A 17313-nucleotide genomic window follows, 5' to 3' on the forward strand; every position below is an offset into this window, starting at 1 on the left:
AGCAGAGGCGATGGAGCACATGACGCACTACGACTACGTCATCGTCGGCGGCGGCACCGCGGGTTCGGTGATCGCGTCCCGGCTGACCGAGGACCCCGACATCACCGTCGCCCTCATCGAGGGCGGGCCGAGCGACGTGGGACGGGACGACGTCCTGACCCTGCGCCGCTGGATGGGCCTCCTCGGCGGTGAGCTGGACTACGACTACCCGACGACCGAGCAGCCCCGGGGCAACTCGAACATCCGGCACAGCAGGGCCAGGGTGCTCGGCGGATGCTCGTCCCACAACACCCTGATCGCCTTCAGGCCGCTGCCGTCCGACTGGGACGAATGGGCCGCGGCCGGCGCGGAGGGCTGGGACGCCTCGTCGATGGACCCGTACTTCCACCGGCTGCGCAACAACATCGTCCCCGTCGACGAGGCGGACCGCAACGCCATCGCGCGCGACTTCGTCGACTCGGCCCGCACGGCGCTCGGGGTCCCGCGCGTCGAGGGCTTCAACAAGGCGCCCTTCCAGGACGGTGTGGGGTTCTTCGACCTTGCCTACCACCCCGAGAACAACAAGCGCTCCTCCGCCTCTGTCGCCTATCTGCATCCCTTCCTCGACCGGCCGAACCTCCATATCGCGCTGGAGACCTGGGCGTTCCGGCTGGAGCTCGACGGCCGCCGAGCGACCGGCGTACGGGTGCGGACCGCGGACGGCGAGGAGCGGCTCGTACGCGCCCGGCGCGAAGTGGTGGTGTGCGCGGGCGCGGTGGACACGCCCCGGCTGCTGATGCACTCCGGGATAGGCCACCGCGCGGAGCTGGAGAAGCTCGGCATACCCGTGCTGCACGACCTGCCCGGTGTCGGCGAGAACCTGCTCGACCACCCCGAGTCGGTCATCGTCTGGGAGACACACGGGCCGATCCCCGAGAACTCCGCGATGGACAGTGACGCCGGCCTGTTCGTACGGCGGGACCCGCAGAGCCCCGGGCCCGACCTGATGTTCCACTTCTACCAGATCCCGTTCACGGACAATCCGGAGCGGCTCGGGTACGAGCGTCCTGAGCACGGAGTGTCCATGACGCCGAACATCCCGAAGCCGAGGAGCCGCGGCAGGCTCTATCTGACCAGCCCCGATCCCGAGGTCAAACCCGCCCTGGACTTCCGCTACTTCACCGACGCGGAGGACTACGACGGACGGACGCTCGTCGACGGGATAAGGATCGCCCGCGAGATCGCCGCGCGGGAACCGCTGGCCGGCTGGCTGAAGCGCGAGGTCTGCCCGGGGCCCGAGGTCACCTCGGACGAGGATCTGAGCGAGTACGCGCGCAGGGTCGCGCACACCGTCTACCACCCGGCGGGAACCTGCCGGATGGGTGCGGCCGACGACGCGCTCGCCGTGGTCGCACCCGACCTGCGGATCCGCGGCCTGGACGGCGTCCGGATCGCCGACGCGTCGGTCTTCCCGACCATGCCGACCGTCAACCCGATGATCGGGGTGCTGATGGTCGGGGAGAAATGCGCGGATCTGCTCGGCGCCACTACTGGGGGTCATGACCGATGAACACACCGCCACACGTCTTCTCCGTGAACAACCTCTGGAAGGTCTTCGGTCCGAAGGCCGACCGGGTGCCCGGTGACACCGAACTCGCCGAGCTCGACGGCGCCGAGCTGCGCAGCCGTACCGGCTGCACCGCCGCCGTGCGTGACGTCTCGTTCGACGTCCGCAAGGGCGAGGTGTTCGTCGTGATGGGTCTGTCCGGGTCCGGGAAGTCCACCCTCGTACGCTGCCTCACCCGGCTCATCGAGCCGACGTCCGGCGAGATCACCATGGACGGCGAGGACGTGCTGTCGATGAACGCCGGACGGCTGCGCGAACTGCGCCGCCACCGCGCCGCCATGGTCTTCCAGCACTTCGGGCTGCTGCCGCACCGCTCGGTCGTCGACAACGTCGCGTACGGGCTGGAGATCCAGGGCATGGGCCGAACCCAACGGCGTGCGCGGGCCGCGGAGTTCATTACCAAGGTGGGCCTCGAAGGACTGGAGGATCGCCGCCCCGGGCAGCTCTCCGGCGGTCAGCAGCAGCGGGTCGGGCTGGCGCGGGCACTCGCCGTCGATCCCGAAGTGCTGCTGTTCGACGAGCCGTTCAGCGCCCTGGACCCGCTCATCCGACGGGACATGCAGGAGGAGGTCGTGCGCCTGCACCGCGAGGAGGGCCGCACGATGGTCTTCATCACCCATGACCTGAACGAAGCGCTGAAGCTCGGCGACCGGATCGCGCTGATGCGGGACGGCCGGATCGTGCAACTGGGCACTCCGGAGGAGATCGTGGGCTCACCGGCCGACGACTACGTCCGGGACTTCGTGCGCGACGTCCCGCGCGAACAGGTCCTGACGGTGCGGGCGGCGATGCGCCCCGCCGACGGCGCGGAGAGCGTCTCGGGCCCGGCGCTCACACCGGGCACCACCGTCTCCGAGGCCATCGAGGCGGTCGTCCGCACCGGCGAGACCGCGCGGGTCGTCGACGGGGGCCGCTGCCTGGGCGTGGTCGACCACGCGTGCCTGCTCGGCGTCGTGGCCGGGATCCCGGCCGTGAAGGAGGCCGCGTGATGCGGATGACCCGTTCACCGGCCCCGCCGGGCCGCCATGTCACACCGTGCCCGCGGCCGGACGCGATGCCCGCCGCCACGAGCGGGAGGTGCCCGCGATGACCGCGACCACCACCACCGCGCGTCCCACCGGGTTCGGCTCCTCCGGAACCACCGGCTCCCTCGTGCGGCACCGCACCGCGCTCCTGCTCGCCGCGGCCGTCGCGCTGCTGGTGCTCGGCACCTTCCTCGTCGGTGGCGGCGCCTGGCCCGGGGATCTCACCGTCGACCTCACCGGTCCGCTCGGCAGGGTCAGCGACTGGATCATCGACAATCGCGACACGCACCCGCTGTTCCTGTACTTTTTCGGGCACATCAGCAATGGCGTCGTGCTCTCGGTGCGGGGCGTCTACCTGGTCCTGCTCGCCGCCGGCTGGGCCGGTGTCACGGCCGCCGTCGGACTGATCGCCTGGCGGGTGGCCGGTGTCCGGCTCGCGCTGTCCGCCGTCGTCGCCTTCCTCTGCTGCGGGCTGCTCGGCATGTGGGTGCCCACCATGCAGACCCTCGCGCTGATGGTCGTCGCGGTCCTGGTCTCCGTGGCGCTCGGAGCGCTCCTCGGCCTGGCCGCGGGGCTGTCGGAGCGGGTCTTCCGCATGCTGCGGCCGGTGCTCGACACCATGCAGGTGATGCCGGCCTTCGCGTATCTGCTGCCGGTGGTGCTCGTCTTCGGCATAGGTGTGCCGGCCGCCGTGCTGGCGACCGTCGTCTACGCGGCGCCGCCGATGGCCCGGCTGACCGCTCTCGGGCTGCGCGGCGCCGACGCGGGCGTCATGGAGGCCGCGGCCTCGCTCGGTGCCACGGGACGGCAACGGCTGCTGACGGCCCGGCTCCCGCTGGCGCGCAAGGAACTGCTGCTCGGTCTCAACCAGACGATCATGATGGCCCTCTCGATGGCCGTCATCGCCTCCGTGATCGGCGCCGGCGGTCTCGGTGACCGCGTGTACCAGGCGCTCGCCTCCGTCGACGTCGGCGCCGCGCTGGCCGCCGGGGTCCCGATCGTGCTGCTCGCCGTGGTCCTCGACCGGGTCACCGGCGCGGCCGGCAACGGGCTCGACACCGCTCCGCGGACCGGATCGGCCCGGCTGGGCTGGGCCGTCGCCGCGGCCGGCACCGTGATCGTCGCCGTCGTGGCACGCCTCGCCTCCGGGACGACCTGGCCGGGCGGCTGGACGGTCGCCGTCGCCGAACCCGTCAACCGGGCCGTCGGCTGGATGACCGACCACCTGTACTCCGGCGTCCCGGTCGTCGGCGGCACGGCGGACTGGGCGGGCCGCTTCACCACCTGGGTGCTGGACCCGGTGCGCGACGGACTGCAATGGCTGCCCTGGTGGTCCGTGCTGCTGCTGATCGCCGTGCTCGCCATGCTGATCGGCACCTGGCGCACCACGGTGACCGCCGTCCTCGCGATGGGCGCCATCGGGGTGCTCGGTGTCTGGGACCCGGCGCTCGACACGCTCTCCCAGGTGCTGGCCGGTGTCGCGGTGACCCTGGTGGCCGGTTTCGCCGTCGGGATCGCCGCCTCCCGCAGCGAACGGGTGGAGCGGCTGCTGCGTCCCGTGCTGGACGTGTTCCAGACGATGCCGCAGTTCGTCTATCTCATCCCCGTCGTCGCCCTGTTCGGCGTCGGCCGCGCACCGGCGGTGGCCGCCGCGGTCATCTACGCGCTGCCCGCCGTCGTGCGCATCACCACCCAGGGCCTGAACGGCGTCGACCCGGTCACCATGGAGTCCTCGCGTTCTCTCGGCGCGACCGGCGTCCAGCAACTGCTGAAGGTCCAGCTTCCGCTGGCACGCCCCGCGCTGCTCCTCGCCGTCAACCAGGGCGTCGTCCTGGTGCTCGCCGTCGTCGTCATCGGCGGTCTCGTCGGGGGCGGGGCGCTCGGCTACTCCGCGGTGTTCGGCCTCGCGCAGGGCGACCTCGCGACCGGGCTGGTCGCCGGCGCCGCGATCGTCCTCCTCGGCCTGACGCTCGACCGCGTCACCCAGCCGACGAGGCGCCACTCCGGAAAGGGGGCCTGACATGGCTCGTCCGCGTACTCCGCTCATCGCTCTCGTCTCCGCCACGGCCCTGGTCGCCGTGGCCGGCTGCGGCGCGGCCGACATGACCCAGCAGTCCTCGCCGTTCGCCAACGCGCAGGGCGCGAAGACCGTGACCCTGTCCGTGCAGTCGTGGGTCGGCGCCCAGGCGAACGTGGCGGTCGCCCAGTACCTCCTCGAACACGAGCTGGGCTACCGCGTCGACACCGTCCAGATCGACGAGGTGCCCGCCTGGGACGCCCTCAGTCAGGGCCGGGTGGACGCGATCCTGGAGGACTGGGGCCACCCGGACCAGGAGGCGCGGTACGTCAAGGACAAGAAGACGATCAGTCCGGGCGGCGAGCTCGGGGTCACCGGTCACATCGGCTGGTTCGTCCCGACGTACTTCGCCGAGAAGCACCCCGACGTGACGGACTGGCACAACCTCAACAAGTACGCCGAACAGTTCCGCACGGCGGAGAGCGGGGGCAAGGGCCAGCTGCTGGACGGCTCCCCGTCCTACGTCACCAACGACAAGGCGCTCGTGCAGAATCTCGGCCTGGACTACCAGGTCGTGTTCTCCGGCTCCGAAGCCGCGCAGATCACGCAGATCAATCAGTTCGCCAAGGAGAAGAAGCCCTTCCTCTCCTACTGGTACAAGCCGCAGTGGCTGTTCGAGAAGGTGCCCATGACGGAGGTGAAGCTGCCGCCGTACAAGGACGGCTGCGACGCCGACGCGAAGAAGATCAGGTGCGCCTACCCGCAGACGCCGCTGAAGAAGTACCTCAACGCCCGCTTCGCAGGCAGCGGCGGCAAGGCGGCCGGGTTCCTGAAGAACTTCTCCTGGAGCACCGAGGACCAGAACGAGGTCGCCCTGATGATCGCCGATCAGAAGCTGTCGCCCGAGGACGCGGCGGAGAAGTGGGTCGACGAGAACGAGCGGGAGTGGCGGGCCTGGATCCCCCGCTGACGACACGGTCTGCTCCCGTCCGGTCGGCCTGCCCCGCCGGGGGCGGCCCGGCCGGCTCCTGTGCTCAGGCCTTGGCGCCGCCCCCGGTCTCGGCCGTGGACGCCTCGGTGAGCGCGAACCAGGCGGTCTTGCCCTCGGGTTCGGGTCGCACACCCCACTGGTCGGCCAGGATGTCGAGGAGCAGCAACCCCCGGCCGGAAGAGGCAAGTTCGACCGGAGTCCGCTGGTGAGGCAGTTCGTCGCCGCGGTCCATGACCTCGACGAGCAGCCGGCGCCGGCCGGTCTCACCGGTGACGGACGCGGTGAGTGAGCCGTCCTGATCGGTGTGCACGAGTACGTTGCCGAGCAGTTCCGTCGCCAGGAGCACCGCGGTGTCCACCTGGTCGGGCCGCGCCCAGTCGTGCAGCAGCGCCTTCAGTTCGGCCCGCGCCTCGGCGAGTCCCTCGCCATGGTCCTGGCCGATGGTCAGCACCAGCCGGCGCTGGTTCACCTCGGCGCGCGGCTGTCCGGAGTCGCGGCGCAGGAGCAGGAGGGCGATGTCGTCGCCGTCGCGTGCGGCGGCGCCCTCCCGGGCGCCCGGTTCGGGGCTGAGCACGGCCGCCATGAGCCGGTCGGCCATCCCTTCGAGGTCCTCGACGGGGCCGGGCGAGAACGCGTCGCGCACCCGTACCCACCCGCTGTACATGTCATGGCCGCCGTTCTCGATCAGGCCGTCCGTGCACAGCAGCAGTACCTCGCCGTCGTGCAGGCGCAGGATGTCGACGGGGTAGTCCTCCTCGCCCGGCATCAGTCCGAGCGGCAGCCCGCCGCTGATGTGCTTGATCAGGCAGGTGCCGTCCGGTGTGCGCAGCACCGGGTGCGGGTGGCCGGCCCGCGCGATGTGCAGGTCGCCGGTGGACGGGTCGGCCTCGATGTAGATGCAGGTGGCGAACCGGTCGTCGTCGAGGGTGGTCAGGAAGCGGGAGGCCCGTGCCAGTACGGCGTCCGGGCCGTGCCCCTCGGCGGCGTAGGCGTGCACGGCCGTACGCAGCTGGGCCATCAGCCCCGCGGCGTGCACATCGTGTCCCTGCACGTCGCCGATGACCAGGGCGAGGCGGCCGCTCGGCAGGTCGATGCTGTCGTACCAGTCCCCGCCGACCATGAGGCCTCCCCCGGTCGGCACGTAGCGCGTCGCGACGCTGAGGCCGGTCAGTGCCGGGCTCGCGGTGCGCATGCTGCGGCGCAGGCCCCGGGAGAGGGCCAGTTCCGCCCTGCTGGCGCGGGCGCGTTCGAGTACCTGGGCGATCATCCGGCCGGTCACGGTCAGCAGGGCGCGCTCGCTCGTCGTGAAGGCCACCGGGGAGCGGAAGGCCGCGAGCCACACTCCGACGACCCGCCCCGCGGTCACGAGCGGCAGGAAGGCCCATGCCTCGCGGTTCTTGCGGGCCGACATGTGCCAGGTGGCCGGGAAGCGGCTGCGGTACTCCCGCGCCGAGGCCAGGAACACCGCCCGGCCGGTCCTGGCGGCCTCGGCTGCCGGGTAGCCGGTGGTCATCGGCATCCGGAATCCCTGGTCGACTCCGCCGCCGGGCCTGAATCCGTACTGCGCCAGAGCGCTGAGGGACCCGTCGCGGACGTCGAACACGCACTGGCCGTCCAGGGGGAACTCAGGCGTGTACAGCCCGGCCACCAGCCTCAGCGTCTCGTCGAGCGAGTCGGACTCCGCGGCGGTGTGACCGGCGGACAGCAGGAGCGAGTCGCGGCGCCTGGCCGCCTCGCCGGACCGGGTGCCGTCGGCGGCGGGTCCCCGGTCGTCGGGTGGTGCCGGAGGAGCGGCATCCAAACGGTTCAGCGCGGCGATCTGGTCCAGCTCGGCCTCGAACTCGTCCGGCGACGGTTCATGCCGTTCACCACCCATCCGGCATCCCTTCGTCCCGAGTCCGTCGCCGACTGTTCGTTCCATGCTCCGACGGGGGAGCCCGGTCCGCAGTGCGAGAGGACATGGCGGCGCACGGCACCGGTGCTGCCGGGTGCCGTGGCACGGGAGATCGACGGGGTGGCGGGGGCCGGGGGCGGTGCCGCCCGAATGGGGGCCGGTCAGTTGCTAGGGCCTGTATGGGGTTGTCCCGCGGCGTCACGGGGCCGGGCACGCGCGCTCGCAGCGTTGCCGAAACGCCCTGGTGGCTCCGCTACAGGAGCGCTCCGGCGCCTTGCGACCGCATGCACCCAGCCCCGCTCCTCCTTCCGCGTGACAACCCCATACAGGCCCTAGCGGTACGCCGCCGACCTGCGTACATCGCTGAAGTCGACGGCCCGGTCGGCCTCGCGCAGAGTTTCCTCAGCCACTCGCCGCACCTCCGCCAGGACGTCCCCGTGCTCCTCCACGAGACCGGCGTAGATCGGTGCCTCGGAACTGTCTGTGAAACTCACGTCGAACTGCCTCAATCGGTTGGGTACGCCATCGTTCGGCCGGAAACAGGGGCCGATTCTACGTGGTCCGCCGCCGGAGCCGTGGGCGGCACCGAGGAGTGGTCGTTCTGCACCGGAGCGGCCTCGTCCGGCCCCCGCTCCCGATCCTCCGCCGCTGTGGCACGCGACACCGGATCAGGACGAGACCCGGATCCGGGTGGTCGGGCACCGCTGGTCGGCGCCGCCCAGCAGTACGCCCAGTGGGACCGGTGCCGCGGCGGACAGTGGATGTGCACACCCTGCTCGCTCGTCGAGACGGCCGACACCGGCATGGGAATCCCCGCCGGGTCAGGCAGTGGATCTCGCCCGGCCCAGGATCCCGCGCCGGGCGCGGAGAGGGCGGTTGACCTCAAGTCAGCTTGAGATCCTAGCGTTCTCTCTGCGCCCCTGGCCGTGTCCGGCCATCGGGAGCACCGACTCGTTCCCGGAGGCACCGCATGAGTATGGAAGTCACCGCTTGGTCATCGCTGCACAGCGCGATGAACGCCCAACAGGACCGCAGGCCCTTCTCCCGGGCCACCGTGCGCCGGATCGCCTCCTTCGCCCGGCCGCGGCGCCGTGAGCTCTACCGCTTCCTCGTCCTGAGTGTGGTCACCGCCCTGCTGGCGGTGGCCACACCGGTGCTGGCGGGCCGGGTGGTCGACGCGATCGTGCAGGGCAAGGAGAGCGGGACGGTGATCCGGCTGGCCCTGCTGATCGCCGTCATCGCCGTGGCCGAGGCGGCGCTCGGTCTGCTGACCCGCCTGCTGTCGGCGACGCTCGGCGAGGGGCTGATCCTGGACCTGCGCACGGCGGTCTTCGACCATGTCCAGCGGATGCCGGTCGCCTTCTTCACCCGCACCCGGACCGGCGCCCTGGTGAGCCGGCTCAACAACGATGTCATCGGGGCGCAGCGGGCGTTCAGCAACACGCTGTCGGGTGTGGCGTCCAACCTGGTGACGCTGCTGCTGACCCTCGGGGTGATGCTCACGATCTCCTGGCAGATCACGCTGCTCGCGCTCGTCCTGCTGCCGGTGTTCGTCGTGCCCGCGCGGCGGATGGGTTCCAGGATGGCCCGGATGCAGCGCGAGGCCGCCGGTCACAACGCCGCCATGGGCACCCAGATGACCGAGCGCTTCTCGGCCCCCGGCGCGACGCTGGTCAAGCTCTTCGGTCGGCCGGCCGACGAGTCCGCCGAGTTCGCCGCCCGTGCCAGCAGGGTCCGGGACATCGGTATCCGCACGGCGATGGCGCAGTCGACGTTCATCACGGCGCTCACCCTGGTGTCCGCGCTGGCGCTCGCGCTCGTCTACGGACTCGGTGGCTACTACGCGTTGCGCGGCAGTCTGGAACCGGGCGCGGTCGTGGCGCTCGCCCTGCTGCTGACCCGGCTGTACGCCCCGCTGACGGCGCTGGCCGGTGCCCGGGTCGAGGTGATGAGCGCCTTGGTGAGCTTCGAGCGGGTCTTCGAGATCCTCGACCTGAAGCCGCTGATCGCCGAGAAGCCGGACGCCCGCAAGGTGCCGGAGGGGCCGGTGTCGGTGGAGTTCGACGGGGTCTCCTTCGGGTATCCGTCCGCCGACAAGGTCTCCCTCGCCTCCCTCGAAGAGGTCGCGACACTAGATTCCCGGGGCGGTACGGAGGTCCTGCACGAGGTCTCCTTCCGTGCCGAACCCGGCCGGATGGTCGCTCTGGTCGGCTCCTCCGGCGCCGGCAAGTCGACGATCGCCCAGCTGCTGCCCCGGCTGTACGACGCCGATACCGGCTCCGTGCGGCTGAACGGTGTCGACGTACGCGATCTGACCGCCGAGTCGATCCGCGAGACGCTCGGCATGGTCACTCAGGACGGGCACCTCTTCCATGAGTCGGTCCGTGCCAATCTCACGCTCGCCCGGCCCGGAGCGACCGAGGAGGACATCTGGGACGCCCTGCGCCGCTCCCGCCTGGACGGGCTGGTGGCCTCGCTGCCCGACGGGCTCGACACGGTGGTGGGCGAGCGCGGCTACCGGCTCTCGGGTGGTGAGCGTCAGCGGCTGACCATCGCCCGGCTGCTCCTGGCCCAGCAGCGGGTCGTCATCCTCGACGAGGCGACCGCCCACCTCGACTCGACCTCGGAGGCGGCCGTGCAGGAGGCGCTGGCCGAGGCGCTGGAGGGCCGCACCGCCGTGGTGATCGCCCACCGGCTCTCGACCGTACGGGCGGCCGACCTGATCCTGGTCATCGAGGAGGGGCGGGTGGCCGAACGCGGTACGCACACCGAACTGCTGGCCCTGGGCGGTCGGTACGAGGAGCTGTACCGGACCCAGTTCGAGTCGCCGGCCGAGGACGGGGCGCACCCGGAGACGGAGACCGTGCCGGCCGAATGACAGGGGGGCGCCCCCGGTCCGTGCGGACCGGGGGCGGCTTTCGTGGGACGACGTGGCGTGGAGGTGTCAGTCGTTGTCCACGTGCTCACCGGTGACGGAGCCGCTGGCCGCGTCGACGTCGACCTCGGTCTCCTTCCAGTCCTTGGTGACGACGTCGACGGACCAGACGAGGACGTTCTTGTCGTTGTCGTCCAGGTCGACGGAGGTCACGGTGCCCTTGGCCTTGTCCTTCGCGGTCTTGGCCGCCTCCTGGGGCGTCTGGGTGGCCTTGGCGATCCGCTCGGCGGTCCGGCTCTTCTCCTGCGCGTCCTGACCCTGGTCCTCGACGGTCTGGAGCACCTTGCCGGTGACCGCGTCGATGCGCACGGTGTGCTCGGTGCCGTCCTTGGCCGCGACGGACGCGACCCATTCCGGGCCGGTGGAGGCGGGGCTGGCGGACGGGGAAGAGACGGTTACGGAGGGGGACGCGCTGGAGCCGCTCGGTGAGGAGCTGGCACCGGACGGGGAGGCGCTCGCGGACGCGGACGCGCCGGTGTCCTTCCCCGGTGCCTTCAGATCGAGTTCGATCAGCTTGCTTCCCGCGACGGCCCCCTCTGCGGTGGTGACGGCCTTGTCGAAGGTGATCTTGGTGGAGTCCAGCAGCTTCTTGCGCTTCTGCTGGTCCTTGGTCAGCGAAGCGCTCGGGCTGGGCGAGGTGGAGGTGGTCCGCTCCGGGACGGCGCGGGCGGCTTCGGAGGTCTCCGTCCCCGTCGACGTGCTGCCGCTGTCCTGGCCGCAGCCAGTGAGCAGGGCTGCGGTCAGGACGACGCAGGCGGCGCCGGCCGCGCGGAGGCGGTGGGCACGGAAGAGGCCGGTGTTCTTCGGTCGGGGATCACATGTCATGCCGGCATGCCTAACCGCCGTGCGGCTCCGGCATGTGGGATGACGGGTCGGAGTCACCCGATCAACCCCCCCTTCCACACCGGGCGGGGACCGCGGCGCCGGGGTACGGAGAGTTTCGTTCAGTCGCGCGGAGTGTCCGGGACGGTGCGACCGGAGGCGGTCCGATCGCCCGCGTGCCACGGGATATTGGCTCCGGCGGGTCGCGATCCGGCCGTTTTGGTGCGAGCCTGGATACATGACCTGGGCGTCCTGGACGACTCGCGGAGTGTATTCGGGGCACGGCGGCGTGCTCACCGAGGAGGTAGGCCCGCTGTCCGGCGACCTGACCGTCCACACCACATGGGCCGACGACACGGCACAGATCACCGTGCAGTACACCGGCGCGGCCGACTGGTTCACGATGTCGGGCAGCCCCGTCTCCTGCTCCTCCGAGGAGGACAGCCGGGCACTGCACGAGGCCGTGGTGGAGGCCGTCCGGCTGGGTTCCGCGGCCAGGGTTCCGACCGCGCTCCCGGAGCCGGACCGGCAGGCCGGGAAAACCCCCTCCGAGTAGCCGCGGTCCGTCAGTCGTCAGAAGCGGTGCATGCCGACGCGCCCGCGCACGGAGCGCGCGGGCGGCTGTCGGCGCGTGTCAGTGACTCGTCAGTTCGCCTTCTTGACGAACTCCGTGGTGTACGTCTTGGAGAGGTCGACGTCCGCGTTCTTGAGGTTGGGGTTGAAGGCCTTGAGGACCCGCTCGACGGTGGCCGGCCCGTCCGGGGGCATCACACCGTCCGTGGTGAACATCGGCAGGGTGTTCTTGATGGACTGCGCGTAGAGGGCCGCGCCGCCGCCCTGCGCGTAGTCGGCCGGCATCTTCGCGGCGATCTCGTCCGCACTGTGCGTCGACATCCACTTCAGGGTCTTCACGAAGGCGTTGGCCAGCTTCTGCACGGTCGCCTTGTGGGCGTTGACCCACTCGGTCTGCATGTAGAGGCTGGAGGACGGGTAGAGCCCGCCGAGCGCCTTCTTGGAGCCCTCGGGGGTCCGCATGTCGATGAGGATCCGGCCCAGCTTCTTGTCGAGGATGGTGGCCACGGTCGGGTCGGTCGTCATGCCGCCCTGGATGGAGCCCTGCTGGAGCGCGGAGATGAACGTCTGGCCGGCTCCGACCGCGACGGGCGTGAACTCGCTGGTCTGCACGCCGTTCTTCACGGCGAGGTACTTCGTCAGGAAGTCGGTCGAGGAGCCGAGTCCCGTGACACCCAGCTTCTTGCCCTTGAAGTCCTTGGCCGAGGCGATGTCGTCCGCCGCCTTGTTCGAGACCATCTCGACCTCGCCCGGGGCCTGGGACAGCTGGACCACCGACTGGACGTGCTTGCCCTTCACCTGGAGGTCGAGGGTGTGGTCGTAGAAGCCCACGGTGCCCTGTACGTCGCCGGAGACCAGCGCGGTCTCCGCCTGGACGCCGGCGGGCTCGGTCAGCAACTGGACGGCGACGCCCTCGTCCTTGAAGTAGCCGAGCCGCTCGGTGAGCATCGCGGGCAGGTAGATGACCTTGTCCAGGCCGCCCACCATGATCTTGACCCTGTCGTTCTTGTCGCCGGACGCGGAGGTGGAGTCGCCTCCGCAGGCGGTCAGGCTCGCCGCGGCGAGCGCTCCGGCGACGGCGAGTGCCGGGATCCGAGGGGACATACGCATCTGGTTCACGTCCTTGTGAAGAGGGTTCCCCGGAGGGGAGGTGAGGAGAAAGGAGCGGGGCGGCGCGGCTCAGCGCGCGGTGTCGGCCTCGGCCGGTTTCCAGCGGAAGAGCTTCTTCTCCAGGAAGGTGAGCAGCCCCTCGGCGAGCAGGGCGACGACCGCGAGGATGGCCATGGCGGCGTAGACGCCCGCCGCGTTGAAGGTGCCCTGCGAGGCGGCGACCAGCAGGCCGAGCCCCTTCGTGGCACCGATGTACTCACCGACGATGGCGCCGATCAGCGCGAAGCCGAAGCTGACATGGAGGCTGGTGAAGATCCACGAGGTGGCCGAGGGAATGACCACCTGAAGGGTCACCTGCCGGTTGCTGGCGCCCAGGATGCGGGAGTTGGCGACGAGGTTGCGGTCGACCTCCCTGGCGCCCTGGAAGGCGTTGAAGAAGACCGGGAAGAACACCAGGACGACCGCGGAGGCGACCTTCGACGCCGGGCCGAGGCCGAACCAGATCAGGAAGATCGGGGCGAGCACGATGCGCGGCAGCGCGTTGAGGACCTTGATGTACGGGCCGAGCACATCGGCGGCGAAGCGGACGCGTCCCAGCGCGATGCCGAGCAGTACACCGGCGATCACGCCGATGATCCAGCCGAGCAGCGCCTCGTAGAGCGTGTACCAGATCTGCTCCCACAGGGAGCCCTGGGCGGTGCCGTCGGTCACCCAGGTACGGATCTGGTCCCAGATCTTCGACGGCATGGAGAAGTTGAACGGGTCGATGACGGCCGTCCTGGCCAGCCATTCCCACAGCCCGACGACCGCGACGAGCACGGCGATCCGGCTGGCGAGCACCAGCATCCTGCGGTTGCGGGCGGCCTTCGCCCTGGCCTCGGTCCGCCGGGTCTTGGTCACGGGCGCATCCATGGTGACGGTCTCAGGCGGCATCGGCCGCACCCCTCTCGCGGGTGATGCGGACCTCTTCGCCGAGCGACGACCAGATCTCGCGGTAGATCTCCAGGAACCGGGGCTCCAGCCGCACCTGTTCGACCTTGCGCGGCCGCGGCAGGCCGATCTCGAAGACCTCCTTGACCGTGGCCGGTCCGGCGGTCATCACGACCACCTTGTCGGCCAGCGCGATGGACTCCTCCAGGTCGTGGGTGACGAAGACGACGGAGGCCCCGGTGCCGCCCCACAGCTCCAGCAGCTCGTCGGACATCAGGGCCCTGGTCTGTACGTCGAGGGCCGAGAACGGCTCGTCCATGAGCAGGATCTCCGGGTCGTTGACGAACGTCGCCGCGAGTGCGACCCGCTTGCGCTGGCCCCCGGAGAGCTGGTGCGGATAGCGGTCCTCGAAGGAGGTGAGGCCGACCCTGGCGAGCCATTCGCGGGCGCGTTCCCTCGCTTCCGCCTTGGGCACGCCCCGGAAGCGGGGGCCGGCCATGACATTGGACAGGACGGTGCGCCAGGGGAAGACCGCGTCCTGCTGGAAGACGAAGCCGACCTTGTCGCCGATGCCGCGTACCGGCTCGCCGGAGACCAGGACCTCCCCCTCAGTGGGTTCCTCCAGTCCGCTGATCAGGGTCAGGGTGGTGGACTTGCCGCATCCGGTCGGGCCGACGACGGCGACGAACTCCCCCCTGCCGATCGTCAGGTCCAGGTCGCGTACGGCGGTGTGGAGCGCCCCCGACGGAGTCGGGAACGCTTTGCTCGCCCCCCGCAGCTCGATGGCGGGGCTCGTTTCGCTGTTCATGGGGCGGGACGCTAGAGGCGGTCCGGCCGCGGCGGGAGCCTTGCGCTCACAACTCCGGGTTCTGCCTGTTACCCGCAGTTCTGCTCATTGTGCTCACGCCCGTACAACGAAGCGGAGACGAGGGGTAGGCAGCGAGGTCAGCGGCGTTTACCTTGCGTTTACACCGAACGGATCGGAGAACCGGATTCGAGGGCCGCGGGAGAACAGAGGACACGGACATGCGCATGCACTGGCCCCGTCGTGTCTTCGCCCAGGTCCTGCTCACCCAGGTGGTCATCATGACGGGGGTGGTCATGCTCGTCACCGGGCTCTTCCTCGCCCCGCTCAGCCACGAACTCGATGACCAGGCGATGCGCCGGGCCCTGTCCATCGCCCAGACCACCGCCGCCGAACCCGGTCTGGTGGACAAGCTGCTGAACACCCGGCCGAGCCCCTCCGGGCCCGTACAGGCCGAGGCGGAGCGGATCCGGCGGGCCACCGGGGCGCTGTACATCGTGGTGATGGACACCCGGGGGGTGCGCTGGTCGCACACCGAGACCGACCGGATCAGCGAGCGCGTCTCGACCGATCCGAGCTCGGCGCTGGCCGGCCGCGAGGTCATGCAGATCGACATCGGCACCCTGGGGCGCTCGGCCCGAGCGAAGGTCCCGCTGCGCGACCGGGCGGGCACCGTGGTCGGGGCCGTCTCGGTGGGCATCGCGTACCAGAGCGTCCGGGAGGGGCTGCTCGGCACCATTCCGGTACTCCTGCAGTACGCGGGAGCCGCGCTGGCCGCAGGGGTACTGGCGGCGCTCGTCGTCTCCCGGCGCGTCCAGCGCAACACCCACGGTCTGGCCTTCGCGGACATCTCCGCGCTCCTGGACGAGCGCGAGGCGATGCTGCACAGCATCCGGGAGGCGGTGCTCGCGCTCGACTCGCGCGGACGGATCCGGTTGCTCAACGACGAGGCGCAGCGGCTGCTGGAGCTGACCCCGGACGCCGTCGGGCGCCCGCTGGGCGAGGTGCTGCCGCCGGGGCGTACCGCGGAGGTGCTGGCGGGCCGGGTCGATGGCGCCGACCTGCTCACCGTCTCCCGGGGGCGGGTGCTGATCGCCAACCGGATGCCGACCGGGGACGGCGGGGCCGTCGTGACGCTGCGCGACCGTACCGAACTCGAACTGCTCGGCCGCGAGCTGGACTCCACGCACGGACTGCTCGACGCTCTCCGTGCCCAGGACCACGAGCACGCCAACCGGCTGCACACCCTGCTGGGTCTGCTGGAGCTCGGCAGGCACGAGGCGGCGGTGGAGTTCGTGACCGAGGTGGCCGACGGGCACCGGGCCTCGGCCGAGCAGGTCGCCGAGCGCGTGAACGATCCGCTGCTGTCGGCGCTGCTCGTGGGCAAATCCGCCGTCGCCGCCGAACGCGGCGCGTCCTTGCTGGTCTCCCCCGCCACCCGGCTGCCCGACGTCGTGGTGGACCCGCGAGATCTGGTGACCGTGCTGGGCAATCTCATCGACAACGCGCTGGACGTCGCCACGCTCGTCGAGGTGGAGCTGCTCGCCGAGGGCACCACGGCCGTGCTGCGGGTCAGCGACAACGGTCCCGGGGTGCCCGTCGCCGTGCGGGAGCAGATCTTCACCGAGGGCTGGTCCACCAAGGAGTCCCCGGCCCACCGGGAGCGCGGCCTCGGCCTGGCGCTGGTGCGCCGCCTCGCCGAGCGCTACGGCGGCGCGGCCCGGGTCACGGCCAGGGCGGGCGGCGGCGCGGTCTTCACCGTCGTTCTGCCGGAGGCGCTGGCCGTCCGGCAGCGAGCCGAAGTGGGAGAGGCGCAGTGATAGACGTTCTGGTGGTGGACGACGACTTCCGGGTGGCGGAGATCAACGCGGCGTACGTGGCCAAGGTGCCGGGCTTCCGCGTCGTCTCCCGCGCCCACACGGCGGCGCAGGCCCTGTCGGTTCTCGAACGCGAGCATGTCGATCTGATCCTGCTCGACCACTATCTGCCGGACCGGACGGGGCTCACGCTGGTGCGTCAGCTGCACCAGATCGGCCACCCGGCCGACGTGATCATGGTGACGGCCGCCCGCGACGTGGTGACCGTCCGGACCGCGATGCGCTACGGCGCTCTCCAGTACCTGGTCAAGCCGTTCAACTTCGGCGGTCTGCGTTCCAAACTGGAGAGCTACGCGACGCTGCGGCGCACCCTGGAGGGGGTGGAGAGCCGGCGCGGCGAGGCCGGTCAGGAGCAGGTCGACCAGATCTTCGGGGCGCTGCGCACCTCGGAGGCCGTTTCCGCGGCCGGGCTCCCGAAGGGTCACTCGGCGCCCACCGCGGATGTCATCCGCCAGGTCCTGTCGGCGGCCGGTGAGCCGTTGTCCGCGCACGAGGTCGCCGCGCGGGCCGGTCTGAGCCGCTCGACCGCCCACCGCTATCTCAAGTACCTGGAGGGGGCGGGCCGGATCAGCCTCAGTCTCAAGTACGGGGACACCGGCCGCCCGGAACACCGCTACGCCTGGGCGGCGGCGGGCTGAGGACGGTGCCGGTCCGCGCAACCCCTCTGCAACGTCCGGCCGGGTTGTATGAGGGCCATGCGCGCACCGCGTTCCCCGCGGTGCCACGAG

The 17313-nt window shown here is 70.9% G+C and carries 14 protein-coding genes; 8 read left to right on the plus strand and 6 right to left on the minus strand.

Annotated features, from left to right (window positions below; all coding sequences use genetic code 11):
- The first annotated feature begins 10 nt into the window (after positions 1-10).
- The 4 genes from ACIO3R_RS11045 (at position 11) to ACIO3R_RS11060 (ending at position 5618) form a co-directional block, all read left to right on the plus strand.
- Entirely contained in the window at positions 11-1549 is a 1539-nt protein-coding gene (locus tag ACIO3R_RS11045) for a GMC family oxidoreductase (RefSeq protein WP_385035026.1), read from the plus strand.
- Complete coding sequence (locus ACIO3R_RS11050) at positions 1546-2595, plus strand: glycine betaine/L-proline ABC transporter ATP-binding protein (protein ID WP_402105144.1); 1050 nt, start codon at positions 1546-1548, stop codon at positions 2593-2595. The genes ACIO3R_RS11045 and ACIO3R_RS11050 overlap by 4 nt, the downstream gene beginning before the upstream one ends.
- 88 nt (positions 2596-2683) lie before the next feature.
- Positions 2684-4651, plus strand: a complete 1968-nt coding sequence (locus ACIO3R_RS11055) for an ABC transporter permease (protein ID WP_402105279.1) — start codon at positions 2684-2686, stop codon at positions 4649-4651.
- Position 4652: 1 nt separating this feature from the next.
- Positions 4653-5618, plus strand: a complete 966-nt coding sequence (locus ACIO3R_RS11060) for an ABC transporter substrate-binding protein (protein WP_385035020.1) — start codon at positions 4653-4655, stop codon at positions 5616-5618.
- 64 nt (positions 5619-5682) lie between these two features.
- Here the strand turns inward: ACIO3R_RS11060 and ACIO3R_RS11065 are convergent, their stop codons facing one another.
- Together ACIO3R_RS11065 and ACIO3R_RS11070 are read right to left on the minus strand one after the other, a co-directional pair.
- A complete protein-coding gene (locus ACIO3R_RS11065; RefSeq protein WP_402105146.1) occupies positions 5683-7560 on the minus strand; it encodes a SpoIIE family protein phosphatase in 1878 nt (625 codons plus the stop codon).
- A gap of 305 nt (positions 7561-7865) precedes the next feature.
- Entirely contained in the window at positions 7866-8027 is a 162-nt protein-coding gene (locus ACIO3R_RS11070; protein WP_164494445.1) for a hypothetical protein, read from the minus strand.
- Between the two features lie 476 nt (positions 8028-8503).
- Between ACIO3R_RS11070 and ACIO3R_RS11075 the strand changes: the two genes are divergently transcribed.
- Positions 8504-10411 (plus strand): ABC transporter ATP-binding protein, encoded by a 1908-nt coding sequence (locus ACIO3R_RS11075; protein ID WP_385036792.1) that lies wholly within the window; start codon positions 8504-8506, stop codon positions 10409-10411.
- A 66-nt stretch (positions 10412-10477) separates the two neighbouring features.
- On the opposite strand, the gene ACIO3R_RS11080 is transcribed toward ACIO3R_RS11075, so the two are convergent.
- Entirely contained in the window at positions 10478-11293 is an 816-nt protein-coding gene (locus tag ACIO3R_RS11080) for a PepSY domain-containing protein (RefSeq protein ID WP_402105149.1), read from the minus strand.
- Between the two features lie 235 nt (positions 11294-11528).
- Between ACIO3R_RS11080 and ACIO3R_RS11085 the strand changes: the two genes are divergently transcribed.
- Positions 11529-11846: a hypothetical protein gene (locus ACIO3R_RS11085; RefSeq protein WP_402105150.1), complete on the plus strand. Its 318-nt coding sequence runs from the start codon at positions 11529-11531 to the stop codon at positions 11844-11846.
- A gap of 89 nt (positions 11847-11935) precedes the next feature.
- On the opposite strand, the gene ACIO3R_RS11090 is transcribed toward ACIO3R_RS11085, so the two are convergent.
- The 3 genes from ACIO3R_RS11090 to ACIO3R_RS11100 all read right to left on the minus strand — a co-directional run bounded on the left by ACIO3R_RS11090 (position 11936) and on the right by ACIO3R_RS11100 (position 14711).
- Positions 11936-12973: an ABC transporter substrate-binding protein gene (locus ACIO3R_RS11090; protein WP_385036786.1), complete on the minus strand. Its 1038-nt coding sequence runs from the start codon at positions 12971-12973 to the stop codon at positions 11936-11938.
- Between the two features lie 69 nt (positions 12974-13042).
- Positions 13043-13906, minus strand: coding sequence for an ABC transporter permease (locus ACIO3R_RS11095; protein WP_385036784.1), 864 nt, complete (start codon positions 13904-13906; stop codon positions 13043-13045).
- Complete coding sequence (locus tag ACIO3R_RS11100; RefSeq protein ID WP_385036782.1) at positions 13896-14711, minus strand: ABC transporter ATP-binding protein; 816 nt, start codon at positions 14709-14711, stop codon at positions 13896-13898. The genes ACIO3R_RS11095 and ACIO3R_RS11100 overlap by 11 nt, the downstream gene beginning before the upstream one ends.
- Before the next feature lie 218 nt (positions 14712-14929).
- On the opposite strand from ACIO3R_RS11100, the gene ACIO3R_RS11105 reads away from it, so the two are divergent.
- Entirely contained in the window at positions 14930-16528 is a 1599-nt protein-coding gene (locus ACIO3R_RS11105; protein ID WP_402105152.1) for an ATP-binding protein, read from the plus strand.
- A complete protein-coding gene (locus tag ACIO3R_RS11110) occupies positions 16525-17223 on the plus strand; it encodes a response regulator (protein WP_385036778.1) in 699 nt (232 codons plus the stop codon). The genes ACIO3R_RS11105 and ACIO3R_RS11110 overlap by 4 nt, the downstream gene beginning before the upstream one ends.
- Positions 17224-17313: the final 90 nt, after the last annotated feature.

It is taken from the genome of Streptomyces sp. NPDC087428 (assembly GCF_044744085.1).
In the GTDB taxonomy this organism is placed as follows: Bacteria; Actinomycetota; Actinomycetes; order Streptomycetales; family Streptomycetaceae; genus Streptomyces.

What these genes read in the sequence shown, in the direction of transcription:
- ACIO3R_RS11045 (WP_385035026.1), top strand. Translation starts at nt 11, where the DNA reads ATGGAGCACATGACGCACTACGACTACGTCATCGTCGGCGGCGGCACC.
- ACIO3R_RS11050 (WP_402105144.1), top strand. Translation starts at nt 1,546, where the DNA reads ATGAACACACCGCCACACGTCTTCTCCGTGAACAACCTCTGGAAGGTC.
- ACIO3R_RS11060 (WP_385035020.1), top strand. Translation starts at nt 4,653, where the DNA reads ATGGCTCGTCCGCGTACTCCGCTCATCGCTCTCGTCTCCGCCACGGCC.
- ACIO3R_RS11065 (WP_402105146.1), bottom strand. Translation starts at nt 7,560, where the DNA reads ATGGAACGAACAGTCGGCGACGGACTCGGGACGAAGGGATGCCGGATG.
- ACIO3R_RS11075 (WP_385036792.1), top strand. Translation starts at nt 8,504, where the DNA reads ATGAGTATGGAAGTCACCGCTTGGTCATCGCTGCACAGCGCGATGAAC.
- ACIO3R_RS11080 (WP_402105149.1), bottom strand. Translation starts at nt 11,293, where the DNA reads ATGACATGTGATCCCCGACCGAAGAACACCGGCCTCTTCCGTGCCCAC.
- ACIO3R_RS11085 (WP_402105150.1), top strand. Translation starts at nt 11,529, where the DNA reads ATGACCTGGGCGTCCTGGACGACTCGCGGAGTGTATTCGGGGCACGGC.
- ACIO3R_RS11090 (WP_385036786.1), bottom strand. Translation starts at nt 12,973, where the DNA reads ATGCGTATGTCCCCTCGGATCCCGGCACTCGCCGTCGCCGGAGCGCTC.
- ACIO3R_RS11095 (WP_385036784.1), bottom strand. Translation starts at nt 13,906, where the DNA reads ATGCCGCCTGAGACCGTCACCATGGATGCGCCCGTGACCAAGACCCGG.
- ACIO3R_RS11100 (WP_385036782.1), bottom strand. Translation starts at nt 14,711, where the DNA reads ATGAACAGCGAAACGAGCCCCGCCATCGAGCTGCGGGGGGCGAGCAAA.
- ACIO3R_RS11105 (WP_402105152.1), top strand. Translation starts at nt 14,930, where the DNA reads ATGCGCATGCACTGGCCCCGTCGTGTCTTCGCCCAGGTCCTGCTCACC.